At 45.7% G+C, this 23529-nt stretch carries 23 protein-coding genes; 10 read left to right on the top strand and 13 right to left on the bottom strand.

Annotated elements, in window-relative coordinates; all coding sequences use genetic code 11:
* Positions 1-26 precede the first annotated feature (26 nt).
* The gene (locus KFE96_RS07305; protein WP_370650570.1) at positions 27-959 is read left to right on the top strand and encodes a ribose-phosphate pyrophosphokinase; all 933 of its coding nucleotides are present in this window, start codon (positions 27-29) and stop codon (positions 957-959) included.
* Positions 960-1065: 106 nt separating this feature from the next.
* Here the strand turns inward: KFE96_RS07305 and KFE96_RS07300 are convergent, their stop codons facing one another.
* Both KFE96_RS07300 and KFE96_RS07295 read right to left on the bottom strand, forming a co-directional pair.
* Complete coding sequence (locus tag KFE96_RS07300) at positions 1066-1794, bottom strand: hypothetical protein (RefSeq protein ID WP_255835329.1); 729 nt, start codon at positions 1792-1794, stop codon at positions 1066-1068.
* A gap of 97 nt (positions 1795-1891) precedes the next feature.
* Entirely contained in the window at positions 1892-2599 is a 708-nt protein-coding gene (locus KFE96_RS07295; protein WP_255835328.1) for a CPBP family intramembrane glutamic endopeptidase, read from the bottom strand.
* Positions 2600-2862: 263 nt separating this feature from the next.
* On the opposite strand from KFE96_RS07295, the gene KFE96_RS07290 reads away from it, so the two are divergent.
* Together KFE96_RS07290 and KFE96_RS07285 are read left to right on the top strand one after the other, a co-directional pair.
* Positions 2863-5292: a TonB-dependent receptor gene (locus KFE96_RS07290; RefSeq protein ID WP_255835327.1), complete on the top strand. Its 2430-nt coding sequence runs from the start codon at positions 2863-2865 to the stop codon at positions 5290-5292.
* A 111-nt stretch (positions 5293-5403) separates the two neighbouring features.
* Positions 5404-8019, top strand: coding sequence for a P-loop NTPase fold protein (locus KFE96_RS07285; protein WP_255835326.1), 2616 nt, complete (start codon positions 5404-5406; stop codon positions 8017-8019).
* A 73-nt stretch (positions 8020-8092) separates the two neighbouring features.
* Here KFE96_RS07285 and KFE96_RS07280 read toward each other — a convergent pair whose 3' ends face one another.
* A complete protein-coding gene (locus KFE96_RS07280) occupies positions 8093-8761 on the bottom strand; it encodes a hypothetical protein (RefSeq protein WP_255835325.1) in 669 nt (222 codons plus the stop codon).
* A gap of 298 nt (positions 8762-9059) precedes the next feature.
* Here KFE96_RS07280 and KFE96_RS07275 point away from each other — a divergent pair, with 298 nt between their 5' ends.
* The 3 genes from KFE96_RS07275 to ychF are packed head-to-tail and all read left to right on the top strand — an operon-like array spanning position 9060 to position 11570.
* Positions 9060-9698, top strand: a complete 639-nt coding sequence (locus tag KFE96_RS07275; protein ID WP_255835324.1) for a 50S ribosomal protein L25/general stress protein Ctc — start codon at positions 9060-9062, stop codon at positions 9696-9698.
* A gap of 34 nt (positions 9699-9732) precedes the next feature.
* Positions 9733-10467, top strand: a complete 735-nt coding sequence (gene pth / locus KFE96_RS07270) for an aminoacyl-tRNA hydrolase (RefSeq protein ID WP_255835323.1) — start codon at positions 9733-9735, stop codon at positions 10465-10467.
* The gene (ychF, locus tag KFE96_RS07265) at positions 10467-11570 is read left to right on the top strand and encodes a redox-regulated ATPase YchF (protein ID WP_255835322.1); all 1104 of its coding nucleotides are present in this window, start codon (positions 10467-10469) and stop codon (positions 11568-11570) included. The genes pth and ychF overlap by 1 nt, the downstream gene beginning before the upstream one ends.
* 55 nt (positions 11571-11625) lie before the next feature.
* On the opposite strand, the gene KFE96_RS07260 is transcribed toward ychF, so the two are convergent.
* Positions 11626-11973 carry a hypothetical protein gene (locus KFE96_RS07260; protein ID WP_255835321.1) on the bottom strand — a complete coding sequence of 116 codons (348 nt, stop codon included), beginning with the start codon at positions 11971-11973 and terminating at the stop codon, positions 11626-11628.
* 189 nt (positions 11974-12162) lie between these two features.
* On the opposite strand from KFE96_RS07260, the gene KFE96_RS07255 reads away from it, so the two are divergent.
* Complete coding sequence (locus KFE96_RS07255; RefSeq protein ID WP_255835320.1) at positions 12163-13398, top strand: diguanylate cyclase; 1236 nt, start codon at positions 12163-12165, stop codon at positions 13396-13398.
* Here KFE96_RS07255 and KFE96_RS07250 read toward each other — a convergent pair.
* From KFE96_RS07250 to KFE96_RS07225, 6 genes are all read right to left on the bottom strand, one after another.
* Complete coding sequence (locus KFE96_RS07250; protein WP_255835319.1) at positions 13395-14036, bottom strand: hypothetical protein; 642 nt, start codon at positions 14034-14036, stop codon at positions 13395-13397. The genes KFE96_RS07255 and KFE96_RS07250 overlap by 4 nt on opposite strands.
* A 72-nt stretch (positions 14037-14108) precedes the next feature.
* Positions 14109-14702 (bottom strand): hypothetical protein, encoded by a 594-nt coding sequence (locus KFE96_RS07245; RefSeq protein WP_255835318.1) that lies wholly within the window; start codon positions 14700-14702, stop codon positions 14109-14111.
* A gap of 201 nt (positions 14703-14903) precedes the next feature.
* A complete protein-coding gene (locus tag KFE96_RS07240; RefSeq protein WP_255835317.1) occupies positions 14904-16280 on the bottom strand; it encodes a S41 family peptidase in 1377 nt (458 codons plus the stop codon).
* A gap of 138 nt (positions 16281-16418) precedes the next feature.
* The gene (locus KFE96_RS07235) at positions 16419-17717 is read right to left on the bottom strand and encodes an amidohydrolase family protein (RefSeq protein WP_247014845.1); all 1299 of its coding nucleotides are present in this window, start codon (positions 17715-17717) and stop codon (positions 16419-16421) included.
* Positions 17718-17803: 86 nt separating this feature from the next.
* Positions 17804-18475, bottom strand: coding sequence for an LrgB family protein (locus KFE96_RS07230; RefSeq protein WP_255835316.1), 672 nt, complete (start codon positions 18473-18475; stop codon positions 17804-17806).
* A complete protein-coding gene (locus tag KFE96_RS07225) occupies positions 18468-18827 on the bottom strand; it encodes a CidA/LrgA family protein (protein ID WP_255835315.1) in 360 nt (119 codons plus the stop codon). The genes KFE96_RS07230 and KFE96_RS07225 overlap by 8 nt, the downstream gene beginning before the upstream one ends.
* A 108-nt stretch (positions 18828-18935) precedes the next feature.
* Here KFE96_RS07225 and KFE96_RS07220 point away from each other — a divergent pair, with 108 nt between their 5' ends.
* Both KFE96_RS07220 and KFE96_RS07215 read left to right on the top strand, forming a co-directional pair.
* A complete protein-coding gene (locus KFE96_RS07220; RefSeq protein WP_255835314.1) occupies positions 18936-19388 on the top strand; it encodes a MaoC family dehydratase in 453 nt (150 codons plus the stop codon).
* Between the two features lie 62 nt (positions 19389-19450).
* Positions 19451-19834, top strand: coding sequence for a hypothetical protein (locus KFE96_RS07215; RefSeq protein WP_255835313.1), 384 nt, complete (start codon positions 19451-19453; stop codon positions 19832-19834).
* A gap of 43 nt (positions 19835-19877) precedes the next feature.
* Here the strand turns inward: KFE96_RS07215 and KFE96_RS07210 are convergent, their stop codons facing one another.
* From KFE96_RS07210 to msrP, 3 genes are all read right to left on the bottom strand, one after another.
* Positions 19878-20897 (bottom strand): endonuclease/exonuclease/phosphatase family protein, encoded by a 1020-nt coding sequence (locus tag KFE96_RS07210; RefSeq protein ID WP_255835312.1) that lies wholly within the window; start codon positions 20895-20897, stop codon positions 19878-19880.
* 63 nt (positions 20898-20960) lie between these two features.
* Entirely contained in the window at positions 20961-21596 is a 636-nt protein-coding gene (locus KFE96_RS07205; protein ID WP_255835311.1) for a sulfite oxidase heme-binding subunit YedZ, read from the bottom strand.
* A 7-nt stretch (positions 21597-21603) separates the two neighbouring features.
* Positions 21604-22566 carry a protein-methionine-sulfoxide reductase catalytic subunit MsrP gene (msrP, locus tag KFE96_RS07200; protein ID WP_247014859.1) on the bottom strand — a complete coding sequence of 321 codons (963 nt, stop codon included), beginning with the start codon at positions 22564-22566 and terminating at the stop codon, positions 21604-21606.
* Positions 22567-22899: 333 nt separating this feature from the next.
* Here msrP and KFE96_RS07195 point away from each other — a divergent pair, with 333 nt between their 5' ends.
* Positions 22900-23481: a PAS domain-containing protein gene (locus KFE96_RS07195; protein ID WP_255835309.1), complete on the top strand. Its 582-nt coding sequence runs from the start codon at positions 22900-22902 to the stop codon at positions 23479-23481.
* Positions 23482-23529: the final 48 nt, after the last annotated feature.

Raw genomic sequence — 23529 nt, 5'->3', positions numbered from 1 at the left:
ATCACCGTGGAGGCCATTTAATGGGCATGAAGATTCTAACCGGGAACTCGAACCCGGAACTCGCTGAGGCAATTAGTGAGTATCTTAACATTCCTCTCGCAAAAGCGGATATCAAACGCTTTTCCGATCAGGAAGTATTCGTTGAAATCCATGAGAATGTTCGGGGTGAAGATGTATTTCTGATCCAGCCGACCAATTTCCCAGCAAACGATAATATGATGGAACTGCTTGTGAGCATTGATGCTCTTCGTCGTGCGTCTGCACGCCGTATTACAGCAGTTGTGCCGTATTTCGGGTATGCGCGCCAAGACCGGAAGCCTGGTCCGCGTACACCAATTTCTGCGAAGCTGGTTGCGAACCTTATCACAACAGCGGGTGCTGACCGTGTGCTGACAATTGATCTGCACGCAGGCCAGATCCAGGGTTTCTTCGATATCCCGACAGACAACCTTTATGCGATGCCTGTTCTGGTACGCGACCTGAAGGAAAAATACGAAGGTCGTACAACGACAATCGTATCTCCTGACGTTGGCGGCGTGGTACGTGCTCGTGCTTACGCGAAACGCATGGATGCACCAATCGCTATCATCGACAAACGCCGCGAACGTGCTGGTGTTTCTGAAGTGATGCATATTGTTGGTGATGTTGCCGGCACAGACTGTATCCTTGTGGATGATATCGTGGATAGCGCGGGTACACTTTGTAACGCAGCACAGGCGCTACTTGATGCTGGTGCGAAATCAGTATCTGCCTACGTTGCGCACGGCGTACTTTCAGGCCCTGCAGTTGAACGCATCACGAAAAGTGGCATGGATGAAGTGGTTATCACTGACAGTATCCGCCCAACAGATGCAGTGGCAGCGTGTGAGAAAATTCGCGTGGTAACAGTTGCTCCGCTTCTTGCGGAAGCAATGAACCGTATCGCACACGAAACAAGCGTTTCCAGCCTGTTTGATTAATAGGTTTTGATAGAAATTTTAGAAGCCCTCTTCCTACGGGATGAGGGCTTTTTTATTGACCAAGGTCGGTATATGCACCGAGGAAATTAGACAGCCACTAGTTCCATTACTTGGACTGTAACTCACAAGCTTTTAAATGGCCCTGAAAAGCCGGCCTGAAAGCAGGCTCTTTTTTGTCAAAGTGCTGAGCAATCTCAAAGCCCATACGAAATGTTTCATAATATGTTTTTTGAAGCTCATCAAACCTTTGCTTCAGTCGTTGCGATAGGAGGTTACGAAAATTAAGCGTTAGCAGTGCGTCCACTTTCCCTTCAAGCAACCAAAGAAGGAGTTGATTTCCGTTATCGCTGGTTTTGCCGATGCGGTACCCGCGTTCGCGCAGCATTGTTTCAGGGCCCGATTTTGCAAACGTGCCGATAAGAGCTTTCGCCTTAAAATCGGGATGATCAGGGCTTATTTTTGCGTCAGGACGAATATACCAAGACAGCTCCCGCCGCCCAAGCTCACCAACAATATATTGCTCATTATCTCTGCCATTCCAGTGATAGGTTGGAAACCATAAATCGAGCGTTTCATTTCCAAATAACCGGCGTGCACGAGCGAGAGGCACAACATTCAATTGATATTTAATCCCCATTGCCCCGAGTGCACAGGAAAGTAAATCAACCCCTGGTCCTTCAATCGTTCCATCTTTTCGTAAAAAGGCGAAAGGTCCAAAACCATGTGTATAAACATTTAAAGGCGCCGCTGAAGGGCCTTCTGTCGCTCGAGAGCAAACAGGTGTCGCGGCAATCACCGCAACGCAGATAGAAAGTATATAGAGAATTCTATTCACTATTCTGTCGCCCTCCCCTAATTCCGAGCCCGAGGGTGAATATCAGATAAGAAAGCGACTGAATAGTAGAATCTATAGTTACCAAATCGTTAACTTATTAGTCTCGCATACCAAGAAACCGTAAAGTAAAGCCGATTGTATTTATTGTTCCGTGCGCAAGTATTTGAGGCAAAAGGTTCTTTTTACCTAAAACCACATAGACAATAGCAAAGCCCAACCCTGCAAAGCCCGTTACAATAAAGCCGTGCCCACCTTGATAATATGCATGCCGGTACCCGAAAAAGATGGAGGAAAGAACAATTGCCGCTATTGTCGCCGCCGTATCACCCCCGAAGAATGTGCTGAGACGATTCATAATAACAGCCCGGAAAAGCATTTCTTCGAAAAAAGCGCTGTGCGTCCATACAAGGAACAACCACATAATAAAAACGGGCACATTTCCTTCCACACCTTCGAACCGATTAATAACAAAGCCTTTGTCAAAGAATAGATCAGCAATGAAACCACCTGCTGCCAGAAACAGTAAAATAAAACCAAACACCAAAGCCGCTTGAAGAAGCATTTTCCAAACTTTTTCAGGCTTTACAAACCCAAGATCGGCCCATGCCATACCGCGCCTGCGCAACATCCATGTTGCCACGATCATAGCCGTAAAAGTTGAGATAGGCCCCGCAAACTGGGATGAATAGAGCAAAGCTGTCTGCTTAACGCCGACAAGCACACCTACAATAAGCAATAAATCATAAAGGGCTGAAACGGAGAATTGTCTCTTTTTCTCAGCCTTCGTCACTGTTGTGTCAGTCATAGTATCCTCGCTGTTTTATATTTTTTAAAGGCAGCCCTACACCACTTAATGTCAATTGAATGTCAAATACTGTTATTGATCGGGCTTATACCGCTACGGAAAGCTAACCTTCTTTTCCATTTTTCAAAATGATAGTTTATTGTCACATTTGACAATAAACTTAACACGCTGTAGTCATTACACAAAAGCGTAGCAAAACCATCACCCATTCTTCATTCCCCTCCGGTAGGAGGCTGAGCATATATTTCAGGGAGTTCTTCAAAATGCGTACTTTTCTTTTAGCCTCAGCCAGCGCCATAGCCTTGGCATCCACACCAGCCACTGCACAGGAAAGCAAACCAGAAACCGCCAAGGATGAAATTGAAATCATCACAGTAACAGCGCAGTTCAGAGCGCAAAGTGCAATCGATGTACCACTAGCTGTTACCGCTTATAACGGTGATTTCTTAAATCAAATCGGCGTAGATTCTTTTGAAGAGCTCTCAGCCTTCACACCCGGTTTTGTGGTACAAGAGCAAAGCGTGAATAACCCGGGCTTTGTACTACGTGGTATTACGTCAGACAGCGGCGCATCAAATATTGAAGCCCGTGTTTCCGTATTCCAGAACAACGTTTCAATCTCTCGTTCCCGCGGCTCTGTCGTACCGCTTTATGATCTTGAGCGCGTAGAGGTTCTGAAAGGCCCACAAGGGACACTTTTTGGTCGTTCAGCACAAATTGGTGCTGTTCATATCATTACCAACAAGCCAGAATTTGAACCATCAGCAGGTATTAACGCCACATACGGCAACTTTGATACCGTTGGTATTGACGGTTTTGTTAACGTACCCCTCAGTGAGAAAGTAGCCTTCCGTCTTGCTGCTTCATATGATTATGCGGATGGTTACACCGAAAACACAGAAGGCCCTGCCCTGAACGGCACCGATACATTTGCCACTCGAGCCAGCCTTCGCTTCCGCCCGCACGAAGATTTGACACTTGATCTGATTGCAAACTATTCAAAAGATACCCCAACAGGCACCAGCTTTAAATCAGGTGTTATTCCGGCAATTGGTGGCGATACGAGCCCGAACTCTCCAGCCTCCCTGAACACGTTTGGGAACTTCCTGGGCGGCACAGATATTTCTGTGGATCGTGAGCTGTTTGATATTACTGCAATTGTTGACTGGAATTTCTCCGATAACTGGCGCCTTCTCAGCACAACTGCATACCGCGAGTTTGATAGCCTTGAAGTATTTGATCCAGACGGGACAGGCTTTGATATCTTTATCTTTGCAGAAGATGCAAAAGGCGAGCAATTCAGCCATGATATGCGCTTCAGCTATGATGCTGGCGGCAGTGTTCGTGGTTTCTTTGGTGGCGGTATTTTCGTTGAAGAAGGTAGCCAAGGCGTACCACTTGGTATCGATATCGGTACAACAGCGGGCCTTTTTGGTTCCGTTGCCGCTACATCAGACCCGGTTGATGGTACCGCCTTCTTTGGTGGCAGCATTCCGCTGGCACAAGCTTACCTGAGCGGCAACCCGGAAATCCTGAATGCAACACTTGCAGCAGCAGGCATTCCAACAGGTGTTTTCCAGCAGGAAACCTTTACCAATTTTGCGGATAATGTCTCTCTCGATGTATTTGCCGAGGTGGAAGTAGACCTTACAGAGCGTTTAACCTTCATCGCAGGTGGCCGTTATAGCCATGACAATAAAGAAACATCTTTCTCATCCGCTGTTGAAATACCAAACCCGTTAACCCCTCTTATTGTTGGCACACCAGCCCTGCTCGCAGGTAATTCAAACGGTGTTATTTCTTCTGATGATTTTGACGTTGATAGCACCTTTGGTGGTTTTTCCTGGCGGACAGTTCTTCTTTATGCGCTTTCAGAAGATGCCAATATCTATTTCAACTATAGCCGCGGCAGACGCCCTGAAGTGATTGAAGATTCGTTCACAACCAACCCGGATGCCAGTGTAACACCTGCTTTCACGTTGATCCCTGAAGAAACAGTGAACAGTTTCGAACTGGGTGCTAAAGGCAGCTTTATGGATAACCGCCTTACGGTTGAAGGTGCGCTTTATTATTATGATTATAAAAACTTCCAGACATCAGTTGCCGTTGATGCAGGCCCTGGTCAGCCACCACGTTTTGAAAACGTAAATGGGGGTACAGCTGATTCATACGGTTTTGAAATTGGGTTCGATGCCAAACCAACAGATAACCTGAATATTTTCGTTACTTATGCCTATAACCGTGGCCGCTTTAACGAAACAGATGATGAAGGCAATGCACAGGTATTTGGCGGCAACCAGTTCCGCCTGTCACCAGACCATTCTTTCTCTGCGGGTTTCCACTATGAGCATGAACTTGATTTCGGAACCTTCTTCCTGACACCCACATACACATGGAAATCTGAAGTTTACTTCGAAGATGACAATCAAGATGACTTTGAGGTTGTTGACCCAGCGTCTGGCAGCACACTCTTTGTTGTACCGGGCACACGCGAGGATAGCTTTGGTCTGATGAATATCAGAGCTGGCCTAAGGCTTATGGAAGGCAGACTAACCATTCAAGGCTATATGGATAATGTGTTCGATAAAGAATACATCATCGATGGCGGTAATACGGGCGGCAGTTTCGGTATTCCAACCTTTATCGCTGGACCACCACGCACATACGGTCTAGGCCTATCCTACAAATTTTAATACCTACTCAGTACTGCTGGCCCACATGGGCCAGCAGGAGTATGAACAACCTGTAAAAAACACTTTAAAAGTGTTACCTTGCTTCTTCATTTTCACAGTGGGGGGACGAGAATGCAGTCAAAGACACTTTCAAAAAACTTCAAGAATGAAACGTATGTGGCGTTTGCTATAGTTGACGACGAATTACCTGTCACAAACAACTTCCTCACTATAGCCAAATGCAACTTCAAACATGCCTTAGCCCTACCACCTAAAACCAATCTCGTTAGGGGCATAGATTATTCGGCTCGGAAATTACAGGGACTATCTCCCTCGCCATATGACAAATATATATATGACGATAAAAAACATCTCTTGTTATTAAACGATGTAGAAACCACTCCACTTATCTCTGCAATCTATGAAGTCATAGCGGAGCGTTACCAAACTATTGCAGATACACACATTACAATAGATGATTATTATTGTTGGCCTGATCTAAATTCAAACAATCGGTCTCCAGATGGACGCCCTGTACAAATTGGAAATTACATCCGCATTGTAAATGCTATTATTGCCCCGCTCAATGAGAATTTTCCTGACGACATACACATTACATTTCGCATTCACACCCGAAAGGATACCTCTCAAAAGAATATTCTGAACTTTCAGAAACGCTTACACGATTATGCAAGTAAATCATTAAACGCAGACTTCTCAGTCTTGGAGCGTCATGACGGGATCACAACAATAAAAAGCAAACCCCATAAGGAAACCAAAACAGGTAACAATCCACCTCCATTGTCTCCCGAAGAGCCCCTAACTCTTGCAGAACATGTTTCCTGTGATCACGCCACGTCAGAGGACCGGCTAAATTTTCGACCTCTTGCTCGTGCACTCAAGGCCTTTCTCACCCATAAAGATACAAATCTACCATTAACGATCGCTGTAGATGGGCCGTGGGGTAGCGGAAAATCATCATTCATGATGATGCTTGAAAAAGAAATATCGCCAACAGCTAGTGCACCTAAAAAAACTGGTAAATTTAGTTGGTGGCGAGAAATCAAACCGGGGCTAGAACTTTTATACCATGCAACGGCTTCGCTTTATCCACTGTTGATCATAATTGCTCTATACGCTTTTCTGTTCCAAGAATATTTTTCTATATATTGGGATATAGGAATTATCACAGGTTTCGCGTCTCTATATTTAATCTTCCTCGATTGGGGCATAGAGCAAACCCAAAAAATCAAAGAAATCATCTTACCTCCCCATGATAAGAAACATGAAGTAGCCTTCATCACCATTCAAATCAATGCATGGCGCCACGGCCATGGCACTCGCTTAAAAGCTGCGATCATGAAAAAGGTCATTGATCAATTGATTGAAAAGCGGGGTATACGTTTTCTGTTAGATTTGCATCTAAAGCGTTTCAATCGCCTTGAGTACTTAAAAACACTCTTTTTCAACATATTCAGAAGCAATTTGCTTATATGGCCTGCTGCGATCATAGGCACTGCGATATTCCTCTATGACGCAAAGCTGATAACAACGGGCCCAGAATGGCTCAAATCAGGCTATAATGGTTACACCATCATGTTTCCCATCTGGGCAGTAGTTTCCTATTTCGGCAAAGCTACAAAAAGCCTGAAATTTGAAAACCTGTTTCAACAGCCAGATTATGAGCAACTTGCTGGACCGGATGAGGAAATTGAGGAAGACTTTAATCGCATTGTCGAGCTCTTAAAAACTGAAAACACCTTTCTTGCTGTTTTTATCGATGATCTTGATCGCTGTTCCCCTAAGGCTGTTCATGAAGTTGTAGAAGCCCTAAATGTGTTCTTTGGTGCCCAATCCCGGGAATGTCTGTTTGTGCTGGGCATGCATAAAGAGATGGTCGCAAATGCACTTGAGGTAGCATACGAAAAAACCGCCAAAAAGCTTTCAGAAAATCCACTTCTCAAAGACCAACAGCCTTATGGCCGTCGCTTTTTGGAAAAGATTGTTCAATTCGTCGTTCATGTACCTTCATCTAATCCAGAAACTATCAGGAATTATCTTAGCCACCTATCGATCGGCGAGCATTCAGGTACAACTCCAGTGGGCCAAACACCAATTTCATCCTCACCAAACATTAATACTGCCACTGATCAAAAACTCGATAGCGTTGGCGGTGGAGCCTCAATTGACATTAACGGTGAGGATACCAAAAACACGGCAAAAATGGCGGCTCAAAAACAGCAAAAAGCTGATGAAATGCAAGATATTGAATTGGAAGAAGCCAGCAATCTCACTTTAGCAGACGTTAGCGAACTTAGAATTATTGAGATGGTAGTTCCAATCCTTAAGAGTAATCCTCGCCAATTCAAACGTTTCTTTAGCCTCGTTAGGTTCAACTACCACCTTCCAACCCATAGCACCTTGGAAAATGAAATCATTCTGGCCACGGTAATACTAGAATTCCCGGAACTATATTATGAAGCTCGTCGCCGAGTTACAGCAAATAATCAACTGGAAAAAACAGACAATTTGTTGGAAAGCATGCAAACCATTGTCGCGCAAATCACAGCTGGCAAAAACCAATCAATATTAAACAGCGAGACAGATTATAGCGTAATTTCTGACTTACTAGACGAGTTTGAGCCCAAAGACGAAGAACCTTTGGAAGAAGAAGCGGAAGAGGAAGAGGAGCAGGAACAGGAAGCGGAAGAGGCAGAAGAAGACTTTGAAGAGTCCCCCGAAGAATAAAAAGCTTCAGAGCAAAAAGAGGGGCTCAATTGAGCCCCTCACTATATCCACGCTTACAAATATTATGGCTTGATCAATCCTCAACCAGGATAAAACCCGGAGCATCATATTCAGGAAACAGTTTTTCCAGTGCTGCCTCTGAAAAATTAGCGAAAATCGGCCCTACCCGAGTGTTAAGCGATCCAGTACGGTAGGCATACTCAGACCCTTTATAACTTCGAGAAACTGTAAAATTACGAGTTGGATAAGCTTTGACTTTTTCTTTTGCTACAACCTTACCATCAGCATCCAACAAAGTTACTGTACCCTCCATAAAGGTATTGAAAGAACTAAGAATGGACACAGAATGGTTGCGCACGCGTAAGTGATCAACATGCACAAGAATATCACCATCAAAGTCAGGTTTTGCTGCATGTATTCCACGCTCGAACATAGCAACAATTAAGTTATCTACACTGAAATTCTCTATTTCAGGGATCGCGCGTTCATTACCCCACTCAGTGCCAGAAAACCGACTTTTATTAATATAATCCCGCGGTCGAATTGAAGCGCCTCTACCTCGATCTGTGCGAAATTTACGAAAAGTCTCTTCACGTCCTAATTCCACACGGTCCAAGGCACTGTGGTATTTCTCAAGCGTGTCAGAATAACTCACTTTAACATCGGCTTGTACCGGCATAGCCGCAGCCATTATAAACACTGCGCCAATTGCAGCTTTTGCATGAGCGGAGATATTCTTCATTTGCTGGCTCCTAAATCTTCATTTTTCATATATCTATGAACTATCATCCATAGTTTATATGAATAGATACTGAACAGTGACATCCCTATTTTTGAAATCCTAATCACAATCACTGGATAGCGTCATAAATATACCCGCAACACTGCTTTATTTCTTGCATTTCGAAGGGATTCGCGGTACATCGCGCCGACTCATTCAGCTATGCCTGTTATGGGGAATCCGTCCTTACATCCTTGGAGGAAGCGACGGTCGGTATTCGGATGGTCTGAATACCAGTATTAAAGTTTGGAGAAAGTGAATGGCTAAAGTCATCACCATCGAAGCGGAAGCGCGTGATCGGATTGGTAAGGGAGCCTCCCGTGCAGCACGTCGTGCCGGTTTTGTACCTGCTGTAATTTACGGCGATAGCAAAGAACCAGAATCAATTCAGATTGCACGGAACGAAATCGTCCGTCTTCTAAACCGTGGCGGTTTCATGTCTCACACATATGAAATTAAAGTAGACGGCAAGAAGAAAGCTACAGTTCTTCCACGTGATCTACAGCTACACCCTGTATCTGATGCACCACTACACATTGACTTCCTACGCCTTGGTAAAGGTGCAACGGTTGTTATGTCTGTGCCTGTAAAAGTTACTGGTGAAGAAGAGTCTGCTGGTCTGAAGCGCGGCGGCGTTATCAACCACACTCGTCACGAAATCGAACTTAACGTTCCTGCTGATTCTATTCCTGAGTTCATCGAAGCATCTGTTGCTGACCTTGATCTTGGTGAAGCAGTTAAGATTTCTAACGTAACTCTTCCAAAAGGCGTTACACCAACAATCACTGACCGTGATTTTGTAATCTGTGCAATCGTTGCTCCATCAGGCCTGAAGTCTGCTGAGAACGCTGCTGCAGATGCTGACGCTGGCGAAGAAGCTGCTGCAACAGAAGAATAATTAGAGCTTCTGCTCTAAGGCCGGAGGATTTTCCATGCTGCTATTTGTCGGATTAGGCAACCCAGGCAGCAAGTATGAAAACAACCGGCACAATGTTGGATTTATGGCGGTGGACGAAATTGTCCGCCGCCATAATTTTTTACCTGAAAAGAAACGCTGGCAAGCCCTCACTCATGAAGGCACAATCGCTGGCGAAAAAATCATCATCATCAAACCACAAACCTATATGAACGAAAGTGGCCGCAGTGTGGGCGAAGCTATGCGCTTCTATAAACTGGCGCCGAAGGATGTGGTCGTATTTTATGATGAACTTGATCTGGCATTTGCCAAAACCAAAGTAAAAATCGGCGGTGGTGCTGCTGGCCATAACGGTATTCGGTCAATCACTTCCCATATCGGGGCGGATTTCACCCGTATCCGTATTGGCATTGGCCATCCGGGCGATAAAGCCCGTGTACACGGCCATGTGCTTGGTGATTTCGCAAAGGCCGAGCAACCAACGCTGGATAAGCTTCTGGACGCCATTGCATCGGAATGCGATCAGCTTGCTAAAGGTGATAATCCCAGGTTCATGAGCGAAGTAGCGCGCACAATGGCACCGCCTCGCCCTTCTACAGGTAATAAAAAGCCTGCTGAAAAAACAGCAGAAGAAACAACGAATAAAAAGCCAGTGGCCCGCACCATCAGTGCGCGCCCGGCACTTAAACAGAATTCAAGCGATGGGCCTATGGCAGACGCTTTACGCGCCCTCAAGAGCGGAGACAAATAATGGGTTTCAAGTGTGGTATTGTTGGCCTGCCAAACGTAGGTAAATCAACACTCTTTAACGCGCTTACAAACACTGCGAGTGCGGCGGCTGCTAACTATCCTTTCTGTACCATTGAACCCAATGTTGGGCAGGTTCCTGTACCAGATACACGCCTGTTCGAGCTAGCAAAGCTTGCAGGTTCAAAAGAAATTATTCCAACACAGCTTTCCTTTGTTGATATCGCGGGCCTTGTGCGCGGTGCATCCAAAGGTGAAGGTCTTGGCAACCAATTCCTTGCCAACATCCGCGAAACGGATGCTATCTGCCACGTACTTCGCTGCTTTGAAGATGATGACATCACCCACGTTGATGGCCGGGTTGATCCGGTATCAGATGCTGAAACCATCGAAATGGAGCTTATGCTGGCTGATCTTGAAAGCCTTGAGGGCCGCGTACACGGCCTTGGCCGTAAGGTACGTGGTGGTGATAAAGAAGCAATCGCCGTTATGGCGATGATTGATAAAATCATCCCGCTCCTGAAGGAGGGCAAACCTGCTCGTACGCTGGAGCTTACTGACGAAGAAGATATCAAAACACTTGCAGGCATGCAGCTTCTTACATCAAAGCCGATCCTTTACATCTGTAATGTTGATGAAGAAAGCGCTGCAACAGGTAATGAATTCTCCAAAGCCGTTGAAGAAATGGCTGCGAAACAAGGTTCAGGCTGTGTTGTTATTTCAGCAGCAGTGGAAGCAGAAATCGCTCAGCTTGATGAAGAAGAAGAAAAAACAGAGTTCCTTGAAACTCTGGGCCTTGGGCAAACTGGCCTCGCGCGCGTTATCCGCGCAGGCTATGACCTTCTTGAGCTTATCACTTACTTCACTGTTGGCCCGAAGGAAGCCCGCGCCTGGACCATTACAACAGGCACTAAAGCACCACAGGCCGCTGGTGTGATCCACACAGACTTCGAAACTGGCTTTATCCGCGCGGAAACAACAGCTTATGATGATTTCGTAGGTAACGGCGGCGAACAAGGCGCTAAAGACGCAGGCAAGATGCGCCTAGAAGGTAAAGAATATATTGTAGTGGATGGTGATGTGCTCCACTTCCGTTTCGCCAACTAAAGAAACGAACAATCAAGAACACAAAGAGCGGGGCAATTTGCCTCGCTTTTTTTGTCTAAAATATAAAGAGGAAGTAGATGGCAACCGCCATCAAAATACCGCCCTTAACAAGAATAAAGGGCATAAGTGCCTGTATAAGCCCACGCTCTTGTTTCATTGGAGCAGGCTTCGCTTCAGAAGCTGGCACCAAATCTTCCGGGTCTATTTCAGGGTGCAAGAGCATCAGCGCTTGCTTTACATCCTCTTCAACCACCTGAAGGCGGTAGCCAGTGTCGTTCGTAACATGGGGAATAGCACCAGCGCTGTGGAAATCACTCATCAACACATGCATACCTGCAGCTTCAAGCACACTGCGTTTAACCATTACTTCCGCATAATCAGCTGATTCAAAAACCGTCTGCATACACTTACCCCTCTCGAGGCATAATCATACGATGGTTTATCTGCACAAGCCCAGAAAAAATTAACCATATAAACAATAACCATCTAAATATCTGATATAAAAAGATATTTACTACATAGGTAAAATTTGGTTAAAGTTTCTTAATCTTTGACATGCTACCATTCAGTAAATTCCGGGGGTTGGTGACAAATGGCAGCTGAGAGAAAAATTTCATCCACCTCGCTACGTGAGGTTTTCGATGGATCTTTGGTGGGTATCACAGTCCACCGAGGCTTTGATATCCTCTATGCGAACGACCGAATTGCCCACCTTCTCAAATATGATGATTGTGCCTCTTTTATTTCTGCCGGCGATCTTGGTACCCACATCCCTAAGCGCCGCCAAAGGCAGATTGCCGAACGCTGGCGTAAAATTCAAAACGGTGAAGAACAGCCCGAACGCAACAGAGTAAGTAATTATACAACAGATGGTGATGAAATCTGGCTAGATGTTTCTGACGAGCGCGTCATTTGGGAAGATGGTGAACCCGCGGTCCTCAGTACAATTTATGATGCCACACTGGCTGTAAGAGCAAACGAAAGCCTGCTCTCCTCCCTCAGACATCTGGAAATATCACTGGACAGTATTCTTGAATTCATCCCTCTTGGTATCGCCATTTTCTCAGATGTTGGTGTTCCAAAAACAGTGAATAGCACAATGCGACTTTTGTTTCAGGCCAGCCCGAGACAGAATGACTATGTGCCAAAAGTAATGCAGGAACTTGTTACCTCCATTGTGAATTCCGATGAACAAGAGCTCGCCGTTAAGGGGGTTAAAACACGTGTCGACAGGGTTGTAGACCTAATTGCCCGCCGCATGGCGGATGACGCCATAATGCTATGCGCCGCAGACGTAAGTGAATGGCAAGACACGCAAGACAAACTTAAAACCCTTGCAGAGCGTGACGTTCTCACACAGCTTCTCAACAGGCGTGGTTTTTCCGATACCGTAAAGCCTGTCCTACGCCAGTCTGTGGAAAAAGATGAAACCTTTGCTGTACTTGTGGCTGATATTGATTTCTTCAAGGATATTAATGACACATACGGCCACGCCACTGGGGATGAAACCCTGATAGCTTTCAGTAAGCGTATTTCATCCGCCCTTAGATCTCAGGATATTGTGGGCCGTGTTGGCGGCGAAGAATTTGCTATTTTCCTACCCAAAATCAGTGCGACACGAGCGGAAGCAATCGCACAGCGCCTCCGCAAGAAAATAGAGAAAACGCCCATCAATGTGTATGGAACCTCTATCAACCTTACCGCTTCATTCGGGTTAAAGATTTGGGAAGGCGGGACAGAACCGAGGTTGAGAGATTTACTTCAAGAAGCAGATACTGCTTTATACCGCGCGAAAGATACAGGTAGAAACCGAGTTTCTATTGCCTAAGCTTCTTTCTTTTTAACAATGGCGCGCCCAAGCCTTACATAAGCCACAGAAGCCTTCAGGTAAAACAGGAATGGAAGCACGACATAATGCCAGTAACCATCCACATACACGCACCAAACAAGGAAGGCTGAACCACCAAGGTACAGCACATAATCAAAATAATTATCTTTGAACTCTACGGGTTTATCTGCAGGTTCGTTCGCCTTTTCAGCCAGCACATTATAGTAGCGGATCGCCAAGCCAAAACCCAGACGAACGAAGATAACCACAACAATGAGTATATGAATTTCAGTTTGGGTTGCCCTAACCACAAACCAGTTATTTGCCACAGCTGTTAGCACAATCCACAGGGGCATTAAAACCATTATGTACCCCAGATATATCCTGAGTTTCATGGCTTGTCGCCGGAACCCTTTGAAACCCTCGAGGTAATCCACGAAAAAAAACCAGACGCAGGCCAAACTTAATATCTGTAAATTCAGGATAAGTTCCCACTGTAATCTGGACCGCAGTGTGGTGGGCGCAGCCTCGCCATCAAAATCAAAATATTGAAATACCAGATAAGAAACAATCACTCCGGTAAGCAGCAGGCCGAAGGCACCCAGTAAACCACGATCAGAATGGCGTTTAATACCCATTGGTTGGTCCTTGGTGATTGAACCACACCAGTATAGAGCCTGTTGAACTTTTAGGGAACCAGAGAGTGAATATTAAAGGCCGTTATTTTTATTTTCTGCCGCTTCTATACCAATCCCGGCCTGAAAATATCCTATAGACGTGATAAAAAACAACAAAAACGGTGAAATCATATAAGCAATTTTCAAGCTAAAAAGCTGTAAAGCACCCACCAATACAACAATGATTACCGCTAAAAACCTCCAGAAAGTTCTCGTAGGTTTAATGAGTTTCCAGACACTAAAAGGTTCGGTTTTGTCCCCGGCCAGATACATAGCCCGAGGGATAAGAATGGACACAATCCATGAAACAATCACTAGAACAAAGATAGGATTGAGATCATGCATTTCAGGCCGCTCTACAAACCAATTACGGTAGGCTGCATAAAGCGTAACCCATGCAGGCGTGAGCGTAAGCAACAGTGCCGCCCACATACGTACCTTCATAACGGGCCTTGGATTACCATCAAGGTCACGCAATCGGTCAACATAACAAAACCATACAAAAGCACAGGACAACGCTTGTAGGTTCATCATGATTTCCCACCACCAGCGAGCGCGGGCAAGACCAAAGTCATCGTTGAAATGTACAAAGAACATGGACGAAAGAAGCGCACCCACAATGGACATTGCGGCCGCCCCCAACAAGGCCCGAGCATCTTTTAACACCAACTTATAAATCAAACTTCAGAACTCACGTTACACTAATATGAGGCTAGGTATAGCGAGAACTGCTTTACAAAAGGTAACTAAAACGCTCCAAATTAGGCGGGAGCCAACACATATTGGCTCCCTTTTAATATTTTGAATTGTCACCTTAAACTCATGAGTTTATTTGCGCGTACCGAGAAACTGAATGGCTTCCGCCAACACTTCATCTGTACCATTACGGACGCCTTCAACCGTGCGTTTCACTTCAATATCCGGCAAAACCCCAACGCCGATAAACTCTTTACCATCGCGGTAATAATCTCGTTTCGCCGATACGCGGGCCCGGCCACCGCCAGGCAGGTCCATCATCAATGGTTGCCCGGTTGAACCATATGTTGGTTCCCCCATCATGGTGATATGCCCGATATCATCCGCCATAATCAGTATATCTTCTGCAGCAGACGCAGTTGAGGGGCCGATAAGGAACACTGTTGGTACTTTGAGCTTATCCCCAGCCTCTGGTATGAAAGGCTCTGGTTCACGCACTTCCATAGGATGGCCTTCATAATATTCACGGTACTTTTCCAGACTTTCAGCCATATCCGCATATTTACCCCATGCTTTATGGGCGCCCTTATGGATAGGTGTCTTCCATGCAGAAGGATAAAAAGGCTTATCTGTGAAGCTTTTCAATATCTCTGCGGCATAAGAACCACTACCACCACCATTTCTTCGCAAATCCACAACAATGCTATCCGCTTTATAAAGTTCTGGTAGATTTTCTTTGAAACCCGTCACCACCTCTTCTCTGCTAAAGCTGTTAAGCGCGATATATGCTTTACCATCATCAAGCCATTTAAATTCAACGGTTTCTGGCGTCTCGTTAGAGACAGCCCAGTCAACATCACCATCATTGCGGTTACGCGGCAGTTCTATTGTCTTTTGTTCACCCGTGGGGGTTTCAATAAGCAATGTGCCCACACTATCATTTGGCCCCGTCAGCACGCCTACCCCAAGCCTGTGATAGCTACCAATTGCAATGATAGGGTACATATGCGGTGCTGACGTGGAGATATAAGGATATATATCTTCTTCCATCATTTGCTTAACTGGTTTGCCGTCAACTGCCAAAACTTCACTGCCGCGCGGGATTTGTTCTGCATACTCACGAGCTATATTTTCAACGATTGCTCTACTGTTAATGGAACGAAGCTGTAATGGGAAACGGTCCCGATTAGCGTCAACCATACCATCAGGAAAATATATGTTCGTATGCCCATCTTTCAGTTGCGCACAGAGCTTTTTAAGCTCCATGAAATATTCAAAATCTGATTTCGCATTGATAATTCTGGGAAGTGCTTCCTGATATGCTTTATCCCAATCAAGATCAGGCACAGCCTGCCAATGGGCGAAATTATAGGTTACTTCTTTCCAAAAGTTAGACGCGCCATAAATACGCTCCTCAACTGTTAGCGTTGCGCCAACATTTTCCTCTGCAAAAACTGGTTGAAATGCTGCCGCCGCCAAGATTGCTGCCGTACTAATTTGTTTTATCATTATAAGCCCCCGTTAGAGATGTTAAGCCAACATACCTAGTTTAATACATTGATCCTTATAGAGAATTTACAAGGGGACAAAAGAAAAAGCCTGCTAACTTTCGTCAACAGGCCCTTATATTCAGCGCTAAAATGCGGTTTATTTATTTTTATAAACCTTGCCATCTTTCATCACGAAATCTACATCGAGCAGCTCTTTAATATCCTTAAGTGGGCTGCCATCTGTTGCGATAATATCTGCATATTTTCCAGCCTCAAGTGTACCTAAGCTATCAGACATATTCGCGAGATCCGCAGCGTTCACAGTAGCTGTTACAAGAATATCCATCGGCTTCATACCAGCCTGGTGCATCAACACCGCTTCTTCTGCATTTGTACCGTGGCGGGAAACGCCGCTATCGGTACCGTAAGCGATCTTCACGCCAGCTTTTGAAACCTTCGCAAAATTCTCAATAAGATCAGCACCAACACGAAGTGCTTTCGCGCGAATGTCAGGTGATTTAATTGCGCCAGACTTGGCCATACGCACCACAGTTTCACCTGCTAGAAGTGTTGGCACCATGTAAGCGCCGTTTTCCTTGAACAGGCGAATAGATTCGTCATCGGCATAGGTGCCATGCTCAATACTATCCACACCAGCCCGCAGAGCGGCGTTAATACCACCCGCCGCGTGTGCGTGTGCAGCTACCTTACGGCCAAGGCCGTGGGCCGTATCCATAATAACCTTCATTTCATCGTCGGTCATTTGTTGGGCTGTGCCAGTATTGGTATCAGACAGCACACCACCTGTTGCAGTGATCTTGATAACATCCGCGCCATATTTTACGGCCTTACGCACCGCTTTCATGCAGTCATCCGCACCGTCACAAATAGTGTTGGATGTGTATTTCTCAAGCAGATCATGACGCATGCCGTCGATATCGCCGTGACCACCTGTTGCAGCAATCATACGGCCGCCGATAATACGCGGTCCGTGCACCCAGCCTTTCGCTGTTGCATCACGTAGCGCATAGAGATGAGTGAACTCATTACCCAGATCACGCACTGATGTGAAGCCAGCCATAAGCGTTTTACGGGCAAAACCCACACTCTGCATGCCTACATCAGCCTTTGACAGGCGCAGCTTTTCACTGTCGTTATTTGGGCCAAGTTCCATCTGAATATGCACATGCATATCCATAAGGCCAGGCATTACAAAGCTATCCTTCAGATCAACGACCTTCGTGCCTTCGCCAAAATCCGAAGCGTTTGCAAAACCTGATCGCACTTCTTTAACGCGGCCACCTTCAACAACAACTGTTTGATTTTTCTTTGGCGCTTCACCCGGCTTTGCCAGCAATTCACCTGCATGAATGATAGTGATATCAGCTGCCAACGCGCCCACACTACCTGCCAGAATGGTGCTTGCAGCAAGCGCGCCCTTTAGAAACTTTTTCATGAAACCTCCCCTACCTTTATGGTTTTCGGGAGTGTGGTCGCAACGCTATAAAATGTCAAACATCACAGGTTTCACATTCCTGTAAGCTAACCAAGGAGCAGAGGTAGAAGAAGGGCTGTAAGAAGGCCATTTGTTGCCATGGCAAACGCAGCAGCAGCGCCCATCAGATCACTATGCCTAATACTTTCCGCCATACCGAGCGCATGGCCTGCTGTACCCATAGCGATGCCTTGTGCCACCTGATGATCAACACCAACCATCCTCAAAACACTCGGGCCGATAAGGGCGACAATCAATCCTGTAAGGATTACCACCACTGCACTGATGGCGGGAATACCGCCAAGGGGCTCAACCACCGCAACAGCCATAGGAGTTGTGATAGACTTTACGTAAAGGCTCGTAACCACATCAGGTGATGCCTTTGCCCACAAGGCAACTACAACCGCACTGCCACTGCCTGCAACAGAACCACCAACAAGTGCGGAAAGGATAGCAACCGGGTTACGGCGAATAGCCGAAAAATTTCTGTAAAGCGGCACAGAAAGCGCCGCAACAGCTGCCATCAAAAGTACATCAAACACATAGGTAGCGCGCTCAAATACTGCATATTCAAGGCTGGTAAAATGCAACACAGACACCAGCAGTATCGTAGGCAGCATCACCGGATGAAGGAAATGTTTTCGCCCTGATCTGCGGTAGAGGATATCCGCTAAACCGTATAGCCCGCACACACTTAAAAACCAAAAAAATTCAGTCATCTACTGTTCCTTTGGTTTTCGCAAAAATCAAATAAATGCGCCCCGCTACAACAAGCCCCAGAAGGCTGCTGAGTGTAACCGCGAAAAGTAACACCCAGATATTATCTGCCACCGTTTCAAGCAGAACCACCACCCCGACAAGTGCAGGGATAAATAACAAAGGGAATACCCTGAAAAGCTGTTCTGCTGATTTGGCGAGAAAACTCGGCAACCCAAATGCCGTATAGAAGATAGCGAGTAAAGCCATAAGAACGATAGGCGCAGGAACAGGTGAACCATATGCTTTGAACACACCGTCCAACACATAGGCAAGCCCCGCAAAAACCAGTAATCCTATCCATGACTTAATCAATGCATTCTCCTTTACCCTTTTGTCCTAACGGCTCCCTGGAGTGCATGCAAGCCTGCTTGACTTTAAACCCATACACTCCACCTTCATCAGGAACAGAGGGATATATTTATGTATAAAGTTTTCTTTGAAGATATTGCAGTTGGTGATGTTCAAAAATTTGGCTCGTATGAAGTAACCCGCGAGGAAATACTTGAGTTTGCTTCCAAGTACGACCCGCAACCTTTTCATCTGGATGATGAAGCCGCCAAACATTCCGTATTTGGCAAACTGTGCGCCAGCGGCTGGCATACAGGTGCGATGATGATGCGTATGCTCGTTGACCATGTGAAAGCCACAGGTGCCGCTAGCATGGGCTCTCCGGGTTTAGATGAAATTCGTTGGCTTGAACCTGTTTTCCCAGGTGAAACACTCTCTGTTGAAACAGAGGTTTTAAGTGCCAGGGAAAGCAAATCCCGCCCCAATATCGGGCTTATTAAAGCGGCCTACAAAACATTTAATCAGGACGGCACCCTTAAAATGACCGCAATCTCTAACTATATGATCTTAAGGCGCCCTAAATAACTGCTGCGTAAAATGATAGCAGACGGCGCATTTTACATATGTGACTTGCGAGGAGAAACCACATGAAACATGCACTATTTGGTGCTGCCGCTGCCTTTATGCTTGCCTTTTCAGGCCCTGTATCAGCTGGTGACAAAATCACCCCAAAGGAAGCTGAAAAGAAAATCTACGAAGGCTGTGTAGAAGATAAAGACGCAACGGTGGAAGAATGCCAGTGCGTTGTGAAAAGCCTTAAATCAGAACTCCCAAAAAAAGAATATGACAAGCTGATCAACATCGTTGTGTTCGCCATGAACGGCGAGATCAGCGGTCTTTGGGATTTTGTTGTGAAAAACGGCCTGACACTTAGCGAGCTTAAGAAACTGGGTGAAGAACTTGATGAAGCCAGCGACCGTATTGAAAAAATCTGCGGCGGCCGCCACATCAATCTTGAGCTTAATATCTAGTCAACTGATCCTACGAAGGAGAGGCAAGCCTCTCCTTTTGCTATTATTTCTTGGTCGGAAGATATAGTTCAATAGCAACACCGTAATGATCCGATATTGGAACTACGCCCTTACCTTCAATTTCCACAACAGGATCACTGAAAATCACTTCAGCTTTCCGCACCTCGCTGGCTTTAGTAAGGTTTGACGACAAGAAAATATGGTCAATTCGCTGAGTTAAAGAATCTGCGTGCGTACTACCAATATTTAACGGGTTATCCGGGTCCCATGTCATTGAAAGGCTGCAATTATGCTCATCGCAGTAACGGGCATACGCATCCACATATCCATATTGTTTCAAATACTCGTAGTTAGCCGATGCGATTTTCGGGCTCGTGTTATAATCCCCTAAAATCATGCTGTATTTTATATTATTTTGCACATCCAACTGGTGCGCCTGCTCTAGTTGAAGCCGGCGGTCCTCCATAATTGCAGCAGAATCTTGCACATCCAGCGTGCCACCGCTTGTCGGATGAATATTGATAAGGCTTAGTTCTCTTTCTTCATCCAGCTTCACGACGACAGACATAGCAGCCTTGCTGCCAAATACAGTTTCGTCGATTGGGCCCGCCGCTATGGGATAAAGTCCCGTTTTCCTTAGCGGGAATTTGGAAAGCAGCACCAGCCCATTATTCAGTCGAAATACCGCAGATTCTTTATAAAAGGAGTATGGATATACATCCTGAACATCGGCCAGCAATTTGGTGATATGATCCGTTTCATAAACTTCTTGCAAAGCGACGATATCCGCATCAAGCGCTTTTAAGGCAGGCGCCAGTTTAACAAACCTTTCTTCCACAAAATCTGCTGGTTTAAAAACAGTTACGCCAAAGTAGCGCAGATCAAGCAGCCCCACATTAAAGGTAACAATTTTGAATGTGTCCTGCGTTTCACTCAGTTTCGGCGTTTCAAGATTATCGGAAACACTCTCTCTTGAAATAAGAAATTCAAAAGCGGCAATGAGCACCAGAATAATCAGAACAACGAAAATAAAACGTTTGGTAAATGTATAAACAGTCGACATAACTTCCCCTGCCTCCAAGCTTGCTTCTTCAATGTATAAGGCAGGGTTTCTATTTCTGAAAACTTATATTGCTTTTCTTCGGCGGAACACTTGTTGCACCGCCTTTATTCTAAGAACGAACAACAGGCCTAAAATACCGCCGTAGATAAGCGGCTCTATCTGAAAGCCTTTTCGCATCATCGCGAAGTGAATAATCACTAGTACACCTACGGCGTAAACCACTTTGTGAAGCCGCTGCCAACTCTTCGCGCCCATACGCTTGACCCAGCCCTGCGTGCTGGTTACCGCAAGCGGAATAAGAAGCAGAAACGCCCCCAAACCCACGGTGATGTAAAGCCGTTTTAGCACATCCTGCCAAAGCTCAGCCCAATCAAAGAGCATATCAAGCCATACATAGCTAATGATATGCAGGCATACGTAAAAGAAGGCGAACAGCCCTATCATGCGCCGGAACAATACCGGCTTAGGAGATTTTATAAGTTTTGAAAACGGTGTTAGCGCCAACGAGATCAACAGAATCCGCATGGCCCAATCACCCGTAAAACGGTTTGATGTTTCCTGCGGATTAAATCCCAGATCATTGGGCAAATACTGAAACGCCTGATACCAGTTCCATGAGAGCCATACAGCTGGGATAAGCATAAGGGCAAACACAATTGGTTTGCCCACCATGCGCAATTGTTTATTCGTGATCTTCATCAGCAGCCTAGTAGAATTTTCTCAAATCCATACCATCATACAGATGTGCAACCTGTTCGCCATAGCCGTTAAACTTCAGTGTTTTCCGGCGACCAAATTCACCAATGCGGCGTTCACGTGCCTGGCTCCAGCGTGGGTGGCTAACTTCAGGGTTCACATTGGAATAAAAACCATATTCCTGCGGCGCCGAAATATTCCAGCTGGTTGGTGGTTCTTTATCCGTAAGCGTGATGCGCACAATTGATTTAATGGATTTATAGCCATATTTCCAAGGCACCACGAGGCGAAGCGGCGCGCCATTCTGGTTCGGGATTTCCTTCCCGAACAGGCCAACTGCAATAAAGGCCAAATCATTCATCGCTTCATCAATGCGCAGACCTTCAACATAAGGCCAATCTAGCACACGGCTTCTAAGGCCGGGCATTTGCTCTCTGTCTGCCAGTGTTTGGAACGCTACATACTTGGCACCGTTTTGAACACCAACCTTTTCAAGGATTTTTCTGAGAGGCACACCAATCCACGGAATAACCATAGACCATGCTTCAACACAGCGAAGGCGGTAAATCCGCTCTTCAAGCTGGTTCATGTCTACAAGGTCTTCAAACGCGTATGTAGCTGGTTTGTCTACAAGACCGTTCACTTCCACAGACCACGGCTGTGGCTGCAAGCGCCAAGCATTCCGGGCAGGATCACCTTTACCAACACCAAATTCATAATAATTGTTATACTGTGTTACCGCTTGCTCTGGCGTGAGTGCATCACCCGCAGTAAAATCTGTCTGGCGGTACTTCAGTTCTTTAAGAACACGCTTTTCGTCTGCCGTGAACGCACCAGCACCTACAGAAGCCAGGCCCGCTATGCCCGCTGTAGCAGCCGCGCCAGTGATAAACTTCCGGCGGTTCAGGTAAAGACTTTCACTGGTTACGCTATTTTCTTTCAGCATCCAGCTTTTTGATTTTTTAATAAACATGTGCACTCTCTCCTTATCACATAAGATAAAGATCAGCGCTTTTCAGTCCAGTCACGTCTGCTTGGCATTTTCGTGATCATAAACCTACCCGCAAGCCTCTGATATTACGCTGTAATGATCGGATAATAAGGCGTTTTAGACAGGTCGGTCTTATTAATTCACTTGATTAATCTTTGGTTTGGATTATTGCATACGGGCGAACTTTCTGTGGGGGAAAGGAAATCGCCACCTAATAGTGCAGATAACAATTTACAGTCATTCATTTGGCAGATTTTCGGCTGAAAATCTGAGAATCACCTGAATGGGCATATGTTTTGAGCGTTTTGAGTGGGCATGAATAAAATATTATCCGGTTTTAGATCTTCAGCTGCCACTGAACGGCTGATAGACACGTGGTTATCATTGCCGCGGGAAGCTGGTGCACTATGCCCTAAAAAATCTGCATTTTCGCCCACCTCACTTGGAAAACATCTTAATCAGGTAGTGTTATTCGAACATCTAGGCCCCAGAGAAATTATGATACGTGTTATCGGCACAGGTATTCAGGGCTACCTGCATGAAAAAATGACGGGCAAAAACCTTTTTGACCTGCTGCCGCCCGAACATGTGATGGCTTATTCACATTATTATAAAAACCTTAGAGAGCTTCCTTGCGCGGGTTCTACGGAGCGTCCTTTAAGGGGTAAAAACGGTACTGTGTTCCTAGCCTGTACAGTTCACCTGCCGCTAACAGATGAAGAAGGCAATGTGCGCTATTATCTTGGTATGACCCAAGCATCCCCTATCCCAAAGCATTTTACCGATTACCGAAGTGTAGGCATTACAGCAGCAAACAACCTAAGTATTTCTTATTCAGATATTGGTGCCGGCATTCCAGAAGAAGAAACATACTATATCACTCGCGCTGCCATTTAATTGTACAACTCTGTTTAGTAAATATTCACTTTTCGTCTTTAGATTTTA

The organism is Kordiimonas sp. SCSIO 12603 (assembly GCF_024398035.1).
Taxonomy (GTDB): domain Bacteria; phylum Pseudomonadota; class Alphaproteobacteria; order Sphingomonadales; family Kordiimonadaceae; genus Kordiimonas.
Note: the sequence above shows the minus strand (reverse complement) of the source record. Positions and strands in the feature narration are given on the sequence as shown.